The sequence below is a fragment of the Streptomyces sp. NPDC093089 genome (genome assembly GCF_044754405.1).
Taxonomy (GTDB): domain Bacteria; phylum Actinomycetota; class Actinomycetes; order Streptomycetales; family Streptomycetaceae; genus Streptomyces.
This window is the reverse complement of record NZ_JBIVPA010000005.1, coordinates 312,983-327,829: the sequence shown is the minus strand read 5'-3', so window position 1 is coordinate 327,829 and position 14,847 is coordinate 312,983. Positions and strand designations below refer to the sequence as shown.

The window sequence follows — 14,847 nt, the reverse complement described above, 5'->3', positions numbered from 1 at the left end:
CTCTCGGGCGGGGTGAAGCCGCGGACGGCCGTGCCGCCGTCGGTGAGTCTGCGGTGCCCTCGTGAGGGGGCTCCCGTGGTACGGGTCCAGGAGCCGGCGCCGTGCCGCGGGTTCGGGCGCGGAAGCCTTGGCCCGGCCGGGGGCGTCGTCCCGTGTGCCCACCCGTCCCGCCCTGCGGGACGATTGCCCACACGGAGGGGGCTGGCGCGGCCTACACAGAGGGCGCGGGCGCGGGTCACCCGGAGGGGCCGGTGCGGCCCCCGCGAAGAGGGCGGGCGCGGACCGCACGAGGCGGGGCCGGTGCGGCCCGCATGGAGGGGCGGGGTAGGTGGCCGGGGTGGGCTCGGGTTCTGGGGAGCCCACCCCGGGTGGGTCAGTGGGCGGCGGAGTCCCAGTCGGGGCCGACGCCGACGGAGACGTCGAGGGGGGCGCGGAGGTCGGCGGCGGCGGACATCTGCTCGCGGACGAGGGCCTCGACCTGGTCGCGCTCGCCGGGGGCGAGTTCGAGGACGATTTCGTCGTGGACCTGGAGGAGCATCCGGGAGGCGAGGCCGGCGTCGGTGAGGGCGCGGTCGACGCCGAGCATGGCGACCTTGACGATGTCGGCGGCGGTGCCCTGGATGGGGGCGTTGAGTGCCATCCGCTCGGCGGCCTCGCGGCGCTGCCGGTTGTCGCTGTTGAGGTCGGGCAGGTAGCGGCGGCGGCCGAGCATGGTCTCGGTGTACCCGGTGGCGCGGGCCTCGTCGACGACGCGGTGGAGGTAGTCGCGGACCCCGCCGAAGCGCTCGAAGTAGGTGTCCATCAGGCCGCGGGCCTCGCCCGGGTCGATGTTCAGCTGCTGGGAGAGGCCGAAGGCGGAGAGGCCGTAGGCGAGGCCGTACGACATGGCCTTGATCTTGCGGCGCATCTCGGCGTCGACGGCGGACCGCTCGACGCCGAAGACCTGGGAGGCGACCGTGGTGTGGAGGTCCTCACCGGAGGAGAAGGCCTCGATGAGGCCCTCGTCCTCGGAGAGGTGGGCCATGACGCGCAGCTCGATCTGGCTGTAGTCGGCGGTCATGAGGGCCTCGAAGCCCTCGCCGACGACGAAGCCGTGCCGGATGGCCCGGCCCTCGTCGGTGCGCACCGGCACGTTCTGCAGGTTCGGGTCGGTGGAGGAGAGGCGGCCGGTGGCGGCGACGGTCTGGCTGAAGGTGGTGTGGATCCGGCCGTCGGCGGCGACGGTCTTGATCAGGCCTTCGACGGTGGAGCGGAGCCGGGCCTGCTCGCGGTGGCGGAGCATGATCACGGGCAGTTCGTGCTCGGTCTGGCCGGCGAGCCAGGCGAGCGCGTCGGCGTCCGTGGTGTAGCCGGTCTTGGTCTTCTTGGTCTTCGGCAGGTTGAGCTCGCCGAAGAAGACCTCCTGGAGCTGCTTGGGCGAGCCGAGGTTGAACTCGTGGCCGACGGAGGCGTGCGCCTCCTTCACGGCCTGCTGGACGGCTCCGGCGAACTGCTGCTCCATGGCCTCCAGGTGGTCGCGGTCGGCGGCGATGCCGTGCCGCTCCAGGCGGGCGAGGAGTGCGGAGGTGGGTAGTTCGACGTCGTGGAGGAGCCCGCGGGCCCCGACCTCGCCGAGCCGCTCGTCGAAGGCGTCGCCGAGGTCGAGGACGGCCCGCGCCTGGGTCATGAGGGCTTCGGCCTCGGCGGTGTCGTCGGCGCCGAAGGCGAGCTGGCCGTCGGCGGCGGCCGCCGGGGCGAGCTCGCGGCCGAGGTACTCGACGGAGAGCGCGTCGAGGGCGAAGGAGCGCCGGCCGGGCTTGACGAGGTAGGCGGCGAGGGCGGTGTCCATGGTGACGCCCGCGATGCTCCAGCCGTGCTCGGGGAAGACCCGCATGGCGCCCTTGGCGTTGTGCATGACCTTGGGGCGGGCGGGGTCGGAGATCCACGCGGCCCAGGCCTGCTCGTCGGCCGCGTCGAGGGCGCTGGGCTCGAACCAGGCGGCGGCCCCGCCGGCGGCGGCGAGGGCGATCTCGCTGACGTTGCCCGTGCCGAGGGACCAGCTGTCGACGGTGGCGATGCCGAGCGGCTCGGTGCCGTGCTCGGCGAGCCAGGGGGCGAGCTCGCCGGCGCCGAGGACGGTGCCGTCGAGCTCGACGCCCGCGGCGGGCGCGGGCGCGGTGTCCTCGGCGGCGCCGGGATCGACCGCGAGGAGCCGCTCGCGCAGCGAGGGGTTGCGGATCTCCAGGGTGTCGAGGACGAGGGCGACGGCCGCGCGGTCGTACGGCTCGCGGGCGAGGTCCGTCACCGTCTTCGACAGTTCGACGTCCCGGACCATCTCGGTGAGGCGGCGGTTGAGCCGGACCGAGTCCAGGTGGTCGCGGAAGTTCTGGCCGGCCTTGCCCTTGACCTCGTCGGCGCGCTCGACGAGCTCGGCGAAGGAGCCGAACTGGTTGATCCACTTGGCGGCGGTCTTCTCGCCGACGCCGGGGATGCCGGGGAGGTTGTCGGACGGGTCGCCGCGCAGGGCCGCGAAGTCGGGGTACTGGGAGGGGCTCAGGCCGTACTTCTCCTGGACCTTCTCCGGGGTGAAGCGGGTGAGCTCGGAGACGCCCTTGGTGGGGTAGAGCACGGTGGTGCGGTCGGTGACCAGCTGGAAGGAGTCGCGGTCGCCGGTGACGATCAGGACGTCGAAGCCCTCGGCCTCGGCCTGGGTGGCGAGGGTCGCGATGACGTCGTCGGCCTCGAAGCCGTCGACGGCGAAGCGCGGGGCGTGCATGGCGTCGAGGAGCTCGCCGATCAGCTCGACCTGCCCCTTGAACTCGTCGGGGGTCTTGGAGCGGTTCGCCTTGTACTCGGGGAACTCCTCGGACCGCCAGGTCTTGCGGGACACGTCGAACGCGACGGCGAAGTGCGTGGGCGCCTCGTCGCGCAGGGTGTTCGCCAGCATCGAGGCGAACCCGTAGATGGCGTTCGTCGGCTGCCCGGTCGCGGTGGTGAAGTTCTCCGCGGGCAGCGCGAAGAACGCGCGGTACGCCAGGGAGTGCCCGTCCATGAGGAGGAGTCGCGGGCGGTCCGCTTCGGTCTTCTCGGTCTTCTTCGATGCTGTCTCGGCCACGGGACGATCCTCCCACGGCCCACTGACATTCCCGGTCGCGCGGCCTCTTCCGCGCCGCCCTGTCCGCCGGGCCGCCGGTGGTCCGTGACAGGATCGAACGTGTACGCCACAGGAATACCGCTCAAGGGAGAGCGCGATGGTCAGCAAGCCGCCGGCCGGTGATCCGGTACAGGACGCACCGCAGGTCACGCCGCCGCAGCACGCCGCTGCGGGCCTGCCCGCCATCGGGCACACCTTGCGGATCGCACGGGAGCAGATGGGCCTCGGCCGGACCGCACGGACCCTGCTCAAGGTCAACCAGAAGGACGGTTTCGACTGTCCGGGCTGCGCGTGGCCGGAGGAGGACAAGCGGCACGTCGCGGAGTTCTGCGAGAACGGCGCGAAGGCGGTCGCCGAGGAGGCCACGCTGCGCCGGGTGACCCCGGCGTTCTTCGCCGCGCATCCGGTGGCGGACCTGGCGACCCGCAGCGGGTACTGGCTGGGGCAGCAGGGCCGCATCACGGAGCCGATGCTGCTCGCGGAGGACGGCGAGCGGTACGAGCCGGTGACCTGGGAGCGGGCCTTCGCGATCATCGCGGAGGAGCTCCGGGCGCTGGCCTCCCCCGACGAGGCGCTGTTCTACACCTCGGGGCGGACCAGCAACGAGGCCGCGTTCCTGCTCCAGCTGTTCGCGCGCGAGTTCGGCACGAACAACCTGCCGGACTGCTCCAACATGTGCCACGAGTCCTCGGGCTCGGCGCTGACCGAGACGATCGGGATCGGCAAGGGCAGCGTCTCCCTGGAGGACCTGCACCGGGCGGACCTGATCATCGTGGCCGGGCAGAACCCGGGCACGAACCATCCGCGGATGCTGTCGGCCCTGGAGAAGGCGAAGGCGGGCGGCGCGCGGATCATCTCGGTGAACCCGCTGCCGGAGGCGGGCCTGGAGAGGTTCAAGAACCCGCAGACCCCGCAGGGCATGCTCAGGGGCGCCGCGCTCACCGACCTCTTCCTGCAGATCAGGATCGGCGGCGACCAGGCGCTCTTCCGGCTCCTCAACCGGCTGGTCCTGGAGACGCCCGGGGCGGTCGACGAGGAGTTCGTACGGGAGCACACGCACGGTTACGAGGAGTTCGCCGAGGCGGCCGGGGCGGCCGACTGGGACGAGACCCTCGCCGCGACGGGGCTCGACCGCGCCGACATCGAGCGGGCGCTGGAGATGGTGCTGGCCTCGGAGCGGACGATCGTCTGCTGGGCGATGGGGCTGACGCAGCACAAGCACTCGGTGCCGACGATCCGCGAGGTGGTGAACCTGCTGCTGCTGCGCGGGAACATCGGGCGGCCCGGCGCGGGCGTGTGCCCGGTGCGCGGCCATTCGAACGTGCAGGGCGACCGGACGATGGGCATCTTCGAGCGGCCCGCGCCGGCCTTCCTCGACGCCTTGGACAAGGAGTTCGGGATCGTGTCGCCGCGCCACCACGGTTTCGACGTGGTCCGGTCGATCCAGGCGCTGCGCGACGGCGAGGCGAAGGTGTTCTTCGCGATGGGCGGCAACTTCGTGGGGGCGACGCCCGACACGGAGGTGACGGAGGCGGCGATGCGGAACGCGCGGCTGACCGTCCACGTGTCGACGAAGCTGAACCGCTCACACGCGGTGACGGGCCGGCGTGCGCTGATCCTGCCCACGCTCGGCCGCACCGACAAGGACGTGCAGAAGAGCGGCCGGCAGGTGGTGACGGTCGAGGACTCGATGAGTCTGGTGCACGCCTCGCGGGGCAACCTGCCGCCGGCGAGCCCGCACCTGCTGTCCGAGCCGGCGATCGTGGCCCGGATGGCCCGGGCCGTCCTGGGCGACGGGTCGGCGACGCCCTGGGAGGCCTTCGAGGCCGACTACGCCACGATCCGTGACCGGATCGCGCGCGTGGTGCCCGGCTTCGAGGACTTCAACGCCCGGCTCGCGGCGAACCCGGGCGGCTTCGGCCTGCCGCACGCCCCGCGCGACGAGCGCCGCTTCCCCACGGCGACCGGCAAGGCCAACTTCACGGCCGCGCCGGTCGAGTACCCGAGGGTGCCCGAGGGCCGGCTGCTGCTCCAGACGCTCCGCTCGCACGACCAGTACAACACCACGATCTACGGTCTGGACGACCGCTACCGGGGCATCAAGGGCGGCCGCCGGGTCGTCCTGGTGCACCCCGAGGACGCGGCCGCGTTCGGCCTCGCCGACGGGGACCACACGGATCTGGTGAGCGAGTGGACGGACGGCACGGAGCGGCGGGCGCCCGGCTTCCGGGTGGTGCACTACCCGACGTCCCGGGGGTGCGCGGCGGCCTACTACCCGGAGACGAACGTCCTGGTGCCGCTGGAGTCGACGGCCGACGTCAGCAACACCCCCGCGAGCAAGTCCGTCGTGGTCCGTCTGGAACAATCGGCTTCCGCCTAAGCGTTTGCTCAGGCGCCCTCGCGTGATCACGCGCCGCGTGACCGCGCGATCAGAGCCGTACGAAGACGAACGGAGCCGGACCATGGGTGAGCAGCAGCACGTGAAGTTCCCGCAGGAGGTCATCGACGAGTACGCGGCGCTGGGCGTCGACCTCCCGGCGCTCTTCTCGGCCGGACACCTCGGGAACCGGATGGGCGTCCAGATCGTGGAGGCCTCGGCCGAGCGGGTCGTCGGCACCATGCCGGTGGAGGGGAACACCCAGCCGTACGGGCTGCTGCACGGCGGCGCGTCGGCCGTGCTCGCCGAGACCCTGGGCTCGATCGGCTCGATGCTGCACGGCGGGGCCTCGAAGATCGCCGTGGGCGTCGACCTGAACTGCACCCACCACCGCGGCGCGCGCAGCGGTCTGGTGACCGGCGTGGCGACCCCGGTGCACCGCGGCCGGTCCACCGCCACGTACGAGATCGTGATCACCGACGAGCAGGACAAGCGGGTCTGCTCCGCCCGGCTGACCTGCATGCTGCGGGACATCAACCCGCAGGACGCCGGCAACCTGCCGACGGCCGGACGGGCCGACAAGGCCTGATCCGGGCCGAGTCGAGGGGGGCGGTGCGCGAGCACACCGCCCCCCTTCGGCGTATTCTCGCCAACTCCCGCTCCACCGCGCCCCCTTGCCTCACGCGGATCGACGCGCTTCACTGGCCGACCGCGCCCCGGAGAACCCCCGATCCGTTCACCCAGCGAGGTGACTCCCGTGACAGGAAGCCGAGTCGGCCCGACCGGATCCCTCCTTGCCGCGACCCTGACCGGATGCCTCATGACCCTCGCCACCGGCTGCGAGCGCACCCCGGAGCCGGCGCCGGCACCCCGCACCGGCTCCCCCGCGGCGCACGCGAGCACGCCCGCGGACATCTGCACGAGCCTGGTGTCGTACTGGGTGAAGGAGGCCCTGGAGGGCAGCGTGTGGGCCGGGCTCGACTGGGAGCAGAAGGGGCTCTCCAACGAGCAGTACGAGATCCACGACGACGTCCTCGCGGCGGCAAGGGCCGAGGAGCGGCGCGCCGGCCGCGAGGCGGCGGAGGCGTTCGCCGACCGGGAGTCGCGCCGGCGCTGCGAGGCGGCGAAGGGCGCCACGGGAAGTTCCGAGAACTGGCGCCCGCCCGAACAGTGGACGACTCCCCCGGCGTCCCCGGGCGGCTGATCTCGGCCACGCCGGACGTCACGCTCCGTGACATTCGCGCCGTTCGCGGGCCCGTGGACGCTCGTGGGCGACGGCTGACCTTCGTCCGCTCACATCAGAGGCCCTCACCGCTATCCGGAGAGCCTCACGGGGCCGCCGTCAGGACCGTGATCCTCTCAAGCCCCTTAGCGGAACTGGGGATTCTCACGATGTGAACACCGCGCTACAGGCCTGTTTGTCCGCATTTGCCCATGCGCCGCACACCGTCTCCCCCCGTCGGCATAACAAGACAGTCACATCCTGACCTCGGCGCTCCCCGACCCTCCCCACCTGCGCCTAGAGTCACGGCCAGTCACCGCGCCGCCGGGCGCTTCCACTGCACGGCCTGCTTCACCCCGTACGGCCCGGCATCGAAAACGGCACCTCTAGCTACACAGCTTCACGGCACCGCCTCAGCTTGAGGGGGCCGCGCCAGGGAAAGGATTCTTCGTGCGACACCGTTCACTGCTCATCCTCACCAGCGTGCTCACCACGGGAGCGCTCACTCTCACCGCATGCGGTTCGCGTGACGACAAGGGCGGCAGCGACAACAACGCGGACGGCGGCGGTGTCACCGTCGTCATCGGCGTCGACGCTCCGCTGACCGGCTCCCTCTCCGCGCTCGGCCAGGGCATCAAGAACTCCGTGGACCTGGCGGCCAAGACCGCCAACAAGAACAAGGAAGTCCCGGGCGTCACCTTCAAGGTCGAGGCCCTCGACGACCAGGCCGTCCCCGCCTCCGGCCAGGCCAACGCCACCAAGCTCGTCGGCAACAAGGACGTCCTCGGCGTCGTCGGCCCGCTGAACTCCGGCGTCTCCCAGCAGATGCAGGGCGTCTTCGCCGCCGCCAACCTGGCCCAGGTCTCCCCGGCCAACACCAACCCGGCGCTCAGCCAGGGCGACAACTGGGGCAAGGGCGAGTTCAAGCGCCCCTTCCCGACCTACTTCCGCACCGCCGCCACCGACGTGGTCCAGGGCAAGTTCGCCGCCCAGTACCTCTTCAAGGACGCCGGCAAGAAGAAGGTCTTCGTCGTCGACGACAAGCAGACCTACGGCGCCGGCCTCGCCGCGATCTTCTCCGACGAGTTCAAGCGCCTCGGCGGCCAGGTCGTCGACACCGACCACGTCACCGTGAAGGAGACCGACTTCTCCTCCACCGCCGACAAGGTCAAGGCCTCCGGCGCCGACTCCGTCTACTTCGGCGGCCAGTACCCCGAGGGCGGCCTGCTCTCCGACCAGATCAAGAAGACCGGCGCCAAGATCCCCGTCATGGGCGGCGACGGCATCTACGACCCGGCCTTCATCAGCGCCTCCGCCGAGGCCAACGACGGTGACCTGGCCACCTCGATCGGCTACCCGGTCGAGAAGCTCGACACCGCCAAGAAGTTCATCGCGGACTACAACGCGGGCGGCTACAAGGACCCGTACGCGGCCTACGGCGGCTACTCCTACGACGCCGGCTGGGCCGTCATCCAGGCCGTCAAGGCCGTCGTCGCCGCCAACAACGGCAAGCTGCCCTCCGACGCCCGCGCCAAGGTCACCGAGGCCCTGGGCAAGGTCTCCTTCGACGGCGTGACCGGCAAGGTCTCCTTCGACGAGTTCGGCGACACCACCAACAAGCAGCTCACGGTCTACAAGGTCGAGGGCGGCAAGTGGATCGACGTCAAGAGCGACACCTTCAACCAGTAGTCGCCACCCCGGTACCCGTCCGGGAAACCCGCATCATCTGAACCATCCCGCGCGAGGGCGCAAACAGCGCCCTCGCGCGGAGTCATATCCGACAAGCTCATCGGAGGCCTGCGGTGAACGAACTGCCGCAACAGCTGGTCAACGGCCTTTCCATGGGAGCCCTTTACGGCCTCGTAGCCATCGGCTACACCATGGTGTACGGCATCGTCCAGCTCATCAACTTCGCCCACGGCGAGATCTTCATGATCGGCGGCTTCGGCGCCCTCACCACCTACCTGGCGCTCCCCGGCGGGACGCCTCTCTGGGTGGCGATACCGCTCATGATCATCGGTGGCGCGATCGCCTCCGTGGCCGTCGCGACCGCCGCCGAACGGTTCGCGTACCGACCGCTCCGCACTGCCCCCAAGCTCGCCCCGCTCATCACCGCGATCGGCCTCTCGATCGCCCTCCAGCAGCTCGTCTGGGGCTTCTACCCGAACGCCAAGGACAAGCGCAGCTTCCCCGAGTTCACCGGCGAGGCCTTCAAGATCACCGAAAGCCTGCAGATCCAGCGCGCCGACCTCTTCATCCTGGTCCTCGCCCCGCTCTGCATGCTCGCCCTGGGCGTCTTCGTCTCCAAGAGCCGCAGCGGCCGCGCCATGCAGGCCACCGCGCAGGACCCCGACACCGCGAAGCTGATGGGCATCAACACCGACCGCATCATCGTGATGGCCTTCGCCATCGGTGCCGCGTTCGCCGCCGTCGCCGCCGTCGCCTACGGGCTCGAGCGCGGCCAGATCGGCTTCGAGATGGGCTTCATCCTCGGCCTCAAGGCGTTCACCGCAGCCGTCCTCGGCGGCATCGGAAACATCTACGGCGCCATGGTCGGCGGCGTGGTCCTCGGACTCGCCGAGTCCCTGTCCATCGCCTACATCGAGGACATCCCCGGCATGCAGCAGCTCGGCGGCGGTGCCTGGTCCAACGTCTGGGCCTTCGTCCTCCTCATCCTCGTACTCCTCGTGCGGCCCCAGGGCCTGCTCGGCGAGCGCGTCGCGGACAGGGCGTGAGCACCATGACCGAGAACCCCACCAAGACCCAGGCCGCACCGAAGACCACCGCACTCCTCTGGGCAGCGGTCGGCGGCTCCGTCGCCACGGCCGCCAGCGCCTTCCTCGCCTGGACGTGGACCGCCGCCTTCCCCGGCAACCTCACGATCTACGGCAACCCCGCCCCGCTCCAGCTCCTCACCCTGGTCGGAGCGGTCCTCACCGCCCTGCACGCGCTCTCCGCACTCGGCGTGAAGGGCCTCGGCTGGCTGACCCCGGCCGGCGCCCGCAAGGCGCTGTGGATCATGGCCCTCGGCACCTTCGCCACCACCCTCTTCACCGCGATCGCGATCGTCGTGGAGCTCGGCGCCCTGGTGGACCTGGAGCCCGGTGCCGGTGTCGCCGTCGTCGCCGCCGCCGTCCCGGCGATCGCCGCGTACCTCCTGCCGGACGACACCCGCAAGGCCGCCCCGGCCAAGCAGCTGTCCTCCTGGGTCGAGATCCTGATCATCGTCGCGGTCTTCGCGCTCGGCCTGTTCGTCGTCACCTTCGGGATCGACACCGACGACTCGGAGCCGCAGCTCTTCATCGCGTACCTGATCCTCGTCAGCTTCTCCGCCGTCGCACTGATCAAGTCCGGCCTGACCCAGCGGCTCTCCGGAATCACCGCGCGCAACCGCCAGGTGGCCGTCACCGCCTCCCTGGTCGCCGCGATCGCCTTCCCGTTCATCCAGCAGAGCGGCGACACGTACACGCTGATCGCGGTCAACATCCTGATCTTCGCGACGGTCGCGCTCGGCCTGAACATCGTCGTCGGCCTCGCCGGCCTGCTCGACCTCGGTTACGTCGCCTTTCTCGGCGTCGGCGCGTACACCGCGGCACTGGTCTCCGGCGCCACCTCCTCCGCCTTCGGCGTGCAGTTCCCCTTCTGGGCGGCGGCGCTGACCGGCATGGCGGCCTCGCTGGTCTTCGGCGTCGTCATCGGCGCCCCGACCCTGCGACTGCGCGGCGACTACCTCGCCATCGTGACCCTCGGCTTCGGTGAGATCTTCCGCATCGCCATGGGCAACCTCGACGGCACCTCGGGCCCGAAGATCACCAACGGCCCGAACGGCATCCCGAACATCCCGCACCTCGAGTTCTTCGGGTACAACTTCGGCAAGCCGCACACCGTCCTCGGTGTCGAACTGGGCGCGTACGCCAACTACTACCTGCTCATGATCCTCATCATGGCGCTGGTCGTCCTGGTCTTCGCCCGCGCCAGCAACAGCCGCATCGGCCGCGCCTGGGTCGCGATCCGCGAGGACGAGACCGCCGCCACCGCCATGGGCATCAACGGCTTCCGGGTCAAGCTCATCGCCTTCGCGCTCGGCGCGGCCCTCGCAGGCCTCGCAGGCACGGTGCAGGCACACGTCAACACGACGGTGGTCCCGGAGAACTACGTGTTCGCCGGCCCGGTCCCGCCGAACTCCGCCTTCCTGCTCGCGGCCGTCATCCTCGGCGGCATGGGCACGATCAGCGGCCCGATCGTCGGTTCCGCGCTGCTCTTCCTGATCCCCGCCAAGCTGCAGTTCATGCAGGACTACCAGCTGCTCGGCTTCGGTCTCGCGCTGATCCTGCTGATGCGCTTCCGCCCCGAGGGCCTCATCGCCAACAAGCGGGCACAGCTGGAATTCCACGAGAACGACGAACACGTCGGCGTACCGGAACAGCGACAGCCCGAGGACACGGGCATCGGTACGGCGAAGGCAGGGGCGTGAAAGCCATGACGACCACCACCACGGAAACCGCCACCGGCACCGTCCTGGCCGCGCCGGTCCTGGAAGCGAGCGGCGTCACCATGCGGTTCGGCGGCCTGACCGCCGTCCGCGACGTCAACCTGACCGTCCGCGAAGGCGAGATCGTCGGTCTCATCGGCCCGAACGGCGCCGGCAAGACGACCTTCTTCAACTGCCTGACCGGCCTGTACGTCCCCACCGAGGGCAAGGTCAGCTACAAGGGCACGGTCCTGCCGCCGAAGCCGCACCTGGTCACCCAGGCCGGCATCGCGCGCACCTTCCAGAACATCCGCCTCTTCTCCAACATGACGGTCCTGGAGAACGTCCTCGTCGGACGCCACACCCGGACCAAGGAGGGCCTGTGGTCCGCGCTGCTGCGCGGCCCCGGCTTCAAGCGCGCGGAGGCCGCCTCCCGCGAACGGGCCATGGAACTCCTGGAGTTCGTCGGCCTGGGCAGCAAGGCCGACCACCTGGCACGCAACCTGCCCTACGGCGAGCAGCGCAAGCTGGAGATCGCCCGCGCGCTCGCCAGCGACCCCGGTCTGCTGCTGCTCGACGAGCCGACGGCCGGCATGAACCAGGCCGAGACCCGCACCACCGAGGAACTGGTCTTCGCCATCCGCGACCGCGGCATCGCCGTCCTGGTCATCGAGCACGACATGAAGTTCATCTTCAAGCTCTGCGACCGGGTCGCCGTCCTCGTCCAGGGCGAGAAGCTCGTCGAGGGCACGTCCGAGGTCGTCCAGGGCGACGAGCGCGTCGTCGCCGCGTACCTGGGCACCCCGTACGAGGACGCGCCCGGCGCGGAGGAGGCGGCCGAGGTCGAAGCCGCCGAAGCCGCCGCCGCAGCCGAGGCGACCGAGACCGAAGCGGTCGAGGCCGACGAGGCCGAGGTCGAGGCCGACGAGGCCCCCGGGGCCGAGGCGACCGAGGCCGAGGCGACCGAGACGGCGGAGGACTCCGCCGACGAGGCCGACGAGGCCGACGAGGCGGAGGACTCCGCCCCCGAGGCCGACGACACCCCCGCCGACGAGGCTCCGGCCGCCGACGCGGACAGCACCACCGAAGGAGACTCGAAGTGACCGCACTTCTGGAGGTCGAGGACCTCAGGGTCGCCTACGGCAAGATCGAGGCCGTCAAGGGCATCTCCTTCTCCGTCGAGGCGGGCCAGGTCGTCGCCCTGATCGGCACCAACGGCGCCGGCAAGACCACGACCCTGCGCACGCTGTCCGGCCTGCTCAAGCCGACCGGCGGCACGATCACCTTCGACGGCCAGGTGCTCAACGGCATCCCGGCCCACAAGGTGGTGTCGCTCGGTCTCGCCCACTCCCCCGAGGGCCGGCACATCTTCCCCCGGCTCTCCATCGAGGAGAACCTCCAGCTCGGCGCCTTCCTCCGCAGCGACAAGGCCGGCATCGAGAAGGACATCCAGAAGGCCTACGACCTCTTCCCGATCCTGGGCGAGCGTCGCAAGCAGGCCGCGGGCACCCTCTCCGGCGGTGAGCAGCAGATGCTGGCGATGGGCCGGGCGCTGATGTCCCAGCCCAAGCTGCTGATGCTCGACGAGCCCTCGATGGGCCTCTCCCCGATCATGATGCAGAAGATCATGGAGACCATCGCGGCGCTCAAGTCCGAGGGCATGACGATCCTCCTCATCGAGCAGAACGCGCAGGCCGCGCTCTCGCTCGCGGACTACGGGTACGTGATGGAGGTCGGACACGTGAAGCTGTCCGGCACCGGTCAGGACCTGCTGGTCGACGACGAGGTGCGCAAGACGTACCTCGGCGAGGACTGAGCCCCGGCCCGGTCCGCTCATGACGGAAGGCCCGCCCCACAATGCTGTGGGGCGGGCCTTCTCCCGTTCACCGGGCTCTCGTTGGTACGAGGTGGTGTACGGCGGGACTACTGCTGCTGCTCCCGGGCCGCCTTCTTCTCCTCGGCGTCCTCGATGACGGCCTCGGCGACCTGCTGCATCGACATGCGGCGGTCCATCGAGGTCTTCTGGATCCAGCGGAACGCGGCCGGCTCCGTCAGCCCGTACTGCGTCTGCAGCACCGACTTGGCGCGGTCCACGAGCTTGCGGGTCTCCAGGCGCTGGGAGAGGTCGGCGACCTCCTTCTCCAGGGCGCGCAGCTCGGCGAAGCGGGAGACGGCCATCTCGATGGCCGGCACCACGTCGCTCTTGCTGAACGGCTTCACCAGGTACGCCATGGCGCCCGCGTCCCGTGCCCGCTCGACGAGCTCCCGCTGCGAGAAGGCGGTCAGCATGAGCACCGGGGCGATGGACTCGCCGGCGATCTTCTCGGCGGCCGAGATGCCGTCCAGGACGGGCATCTTCACGTCGAGGATGACGAGGTCGGGGCGGTGCTCGCGGGCGAGTTCGACGGCGGTCTGGCCGTCTCCGGCCTCGCCCACGACCGTGTAGCCCTCTTCTTCCAGCATCTCTTTGAGGTCGAGGCGGATGAGGGCCTCGTCCTCGGCGATGACGACGCGGGTCGTCAGCGGCGGAACGTGCGACGCCTCGGCGTCGTCGGCGGGCTGGGGCGACTCGGGGGCGGTCACGGTACTCCTTGGTACGGGGTGGGGTACTGCTCGCCACGAGCCTACCTAGCTACGATAGGCTGGGGGCACAGCGGGTAGCCGCCAACCTTCACTTCGAAGGAAGCCTCGGTAGTCCAGCGGAAGAGACACGGTGCTCAAACCACCGACAGCGTGGGTTCGAATCCCACCCGGGGCACTTTACCTTTAATTCCCAGGTAGCGCAGTACTGAGTGATCGTCACCCACACGCGTGAAGCCTGATCATCTTCGCCGTGCGGCTGGAGCGAAGCAGCCACGCTCGACCGCATGTACGACGTCGAAACGCGCAAGCGGGCACTGTCACTCGTCGCCCAGGGCCGGAGTCTCAATTCCGTCAGCAAAGCGACAGGAATCTCCCGAGCTGCGATCCGCAGTTGGCAAGGGCGTCTCGAACCTTGCTCCCGACTCCGCGCACCCTGTGTACGGTGCCGTTCACTGCCGGGCCCGCCTGAGATGGTGGATGCGTACGCCTACCTCCTCGGGCTCTATCTCGGCGACGGATACATCAGTCAGCCCCAGCAACACCGTGTTCCAAGCCTGAGAATCACGCTCGACGACGCCTGGCCCGGCGTGCAGCAGGAGGCCCAGGCGTCCTTACGCGCGGTGTTTCCGGACAACTCGATCTGCTGGGTCAAGAAGGCCGGGTGTCATGATCTCAAGATCTACTCCAAGCACCTCGAATGCCTCTTCCCGCAGCACGGGCCCGGCAAGAAGCACGAGCGGCACATCGCCCTCCAACCGTGGCAACAGGAAATCGTCGAGACGCACCCTTGGGACTTCATTCGAGGCCTCGTCCACTCCGACGGGAGCCGGATCACGAACTGGACGACCCGACTCATCGGCGGCGAGCGGAAGCGGTACGAGTACCCCCGCTACTTCTTCACCAACTCATCCGCCGACATCATCGGGCTCTTCACCGACGCCCTCGACCGCGTGGGCGTCGAGTGGAAGTCCGCGAAGCAGTCGCGCACCGCACAGAACATCTCCGTCGCCCGCAAGGCGTCCGTCGCGCTCATGGACCAGTACGTCGGCCCCAAGCACTGA

The 14,847-nt window shown here is 70.1% G+C and carries 11 protein-coding genes and 1 tRNA gene; 10 read left to right on the top strand and 2 right to left on the bottom strand.

The window, feature by feature from the left end; genetic code table 11:
- Positions 1 to 373: 373 nt before the first annotated feature.
- A complete protein-coding gene (polA, locus tag ACIQFX_RS14170) occupies positions 374 to 3,094 on the bottom strand; it encodes a DNA polymerase I (protein ID WP_402462318.1) in 2,721 nt (906 codons plus the stop codon).
- Positions 3,095 to 3,230: 136 nt separating this feature from the next.
- On the opposite strand from polA, the gene ACIQFX_RS14165 reads away from it, so the two are divergent.
- From ACIQFX_RS14165 to ACIQFX_RS14130, 8 genes are all read left to right on the top strand, one after another.
- The gene (locus ACIQFX_RS14165; RefSeq protein WP_402462316.1) at positions 3,231 to 5,513 is read left to right on the top strand and encodes an FdhF/YdeP family oxidoreductase; all 2,283 of its coding nucleotides are present in this window, start codon (positions 3,231 to 3,233) and stop codon (positions 5,511 to 5,513) included.
- An 82-nt stretch (positions 5,514 to 5,595) separates the two neighbouring features.
- A complete protein-coding gene (locus ACIQFX_RS14160; RefSeq protein ID WP_402462313.1) occupies positions 5,596 to 6,099 on the top strand; it encodes a PaaI family thioesterase in 504 nt (167 codons plus the stop codon).
- A gap of 168 nt (positions 6,100 to 6,267) precedes the next feature.
- Positions 6,268 to 6,714 (top strand): hypothetical protein, encoded by a 447-nt coding sequence (locus tag ACIQFX_RS14155; RefSeq protein WP_402462310.1) that lies wholly within the window; start codon positions 6,268 to 6,270, stop codon positions 6,712 to 6,714.
- Between the two features lie 468 nt (positions 6,715 to 7,182).
- Positions 7,183 to 8,421: a branched-chain amino acid ABC transporter substrate-binding protein gene (locus ACIQFX_RS14150; protein WP_402462307.1), complete on the top strand. Its 1,239-nt coding sequence runs from the start codon at positions 7,183 to 7,185 to the stop codon at positions 8,419 to 8,421.
- A 113-nt stretch (positions 8,422 to 8,534) separates the two neighbouring features.
- On the top strand, positions 8,535 to 9,467 hold the full coding sequence (locus ACIQFX_RS14145) for a branched-chain amino acid ABC transporter permease (protein WP_402462305.1): 933 nt from the start codon (positions 8,535 to 8,537) through the stop codon (positions 9,465 to 9,467).
- A 5-nt stretch (positions 9,468 to 9,472) separates the two neighbouring features.
- Positions 9,473 to 11,206, top strand: a complete 1,734-nt coding sequence (locus ACIQFX_RS14140) for a branched-chain amino acid ABC transporter permease (protein WP_402462848.1) — start codon at positions 9,473 to 9,475, stop codon at positions 11,204 to 11,206.
- 5 nt (positions 11,207 to 11,211) lie between these two features.
- Complete coding sequence (locus tag ACIQFX_RS14135; protein WP_402462302.1) at positions 11,212 to 12,306, top strand: ABC transporter ATP-binding protein; 1,095 nt, start codon at positions 11,212 to 11,214, stop codon at positions 12,304 to 12,306.
- Positions 12,303 to 13,019 (top strand): ABC transporter ATP-binding protein, encoded by a 717-nt coding sequence (locus tag ACIQFX_RS14130; RefSeq protein WP_402462299.1) that lies wholly within the window; start codon positions 12,303 to 12,305, stop codon positions 13,017 to 13,019. The genes ACIQFX_RS14135 and ACIQFX_RS14130 overlap by 4 nt, the downstream gene beginning before the upstream one ends.
- A gap of 107 nt (positions 13,020 to 13,126) precedes the next feature.
- Here ACIQFX_RS14130 and ACIQFX_RS14125 read toward each other — a convergent pair whose 3' ends face one another.
- The gene (locus ACIQFX_RS14125; RefSeq protein WP_402462296.1) at positions 13,127 to 13,786 is read right to left on the bottom strand and encodes an ANTAR domain-containing response regulator; all 660 of its coding nucleotides are present in this window, start codon (positions 13,784 to 13,786) and stop codon (positions 13,127 to 13,129) included.
- A 102-nt stretch (positions 13,787 to 13,888) separates the two neighbouring features.
- Between ACIQFX_RS14125 and ACIQFX_RS14120 the strand changes: the two genes are divergently transcribed.
- Positions 13,889 to 13,961: transfer RNA gene (locus tag ACIQFX_RS14120), tRNA-Leu, on the top strand.
- Between the two features lie 109 nt (positions 13,962 to 14,070).
- Positions 14,071 to 14,847: a transcriptional regulator gene (locus tag ACIQFX_RS14115; protein ID WP_402462293.1), complete on the top strand. Its 777-nt coding sequence runs from the start codon at positions 14,071 to 14,073 to the stop codon at positions 14,845 to 14,847.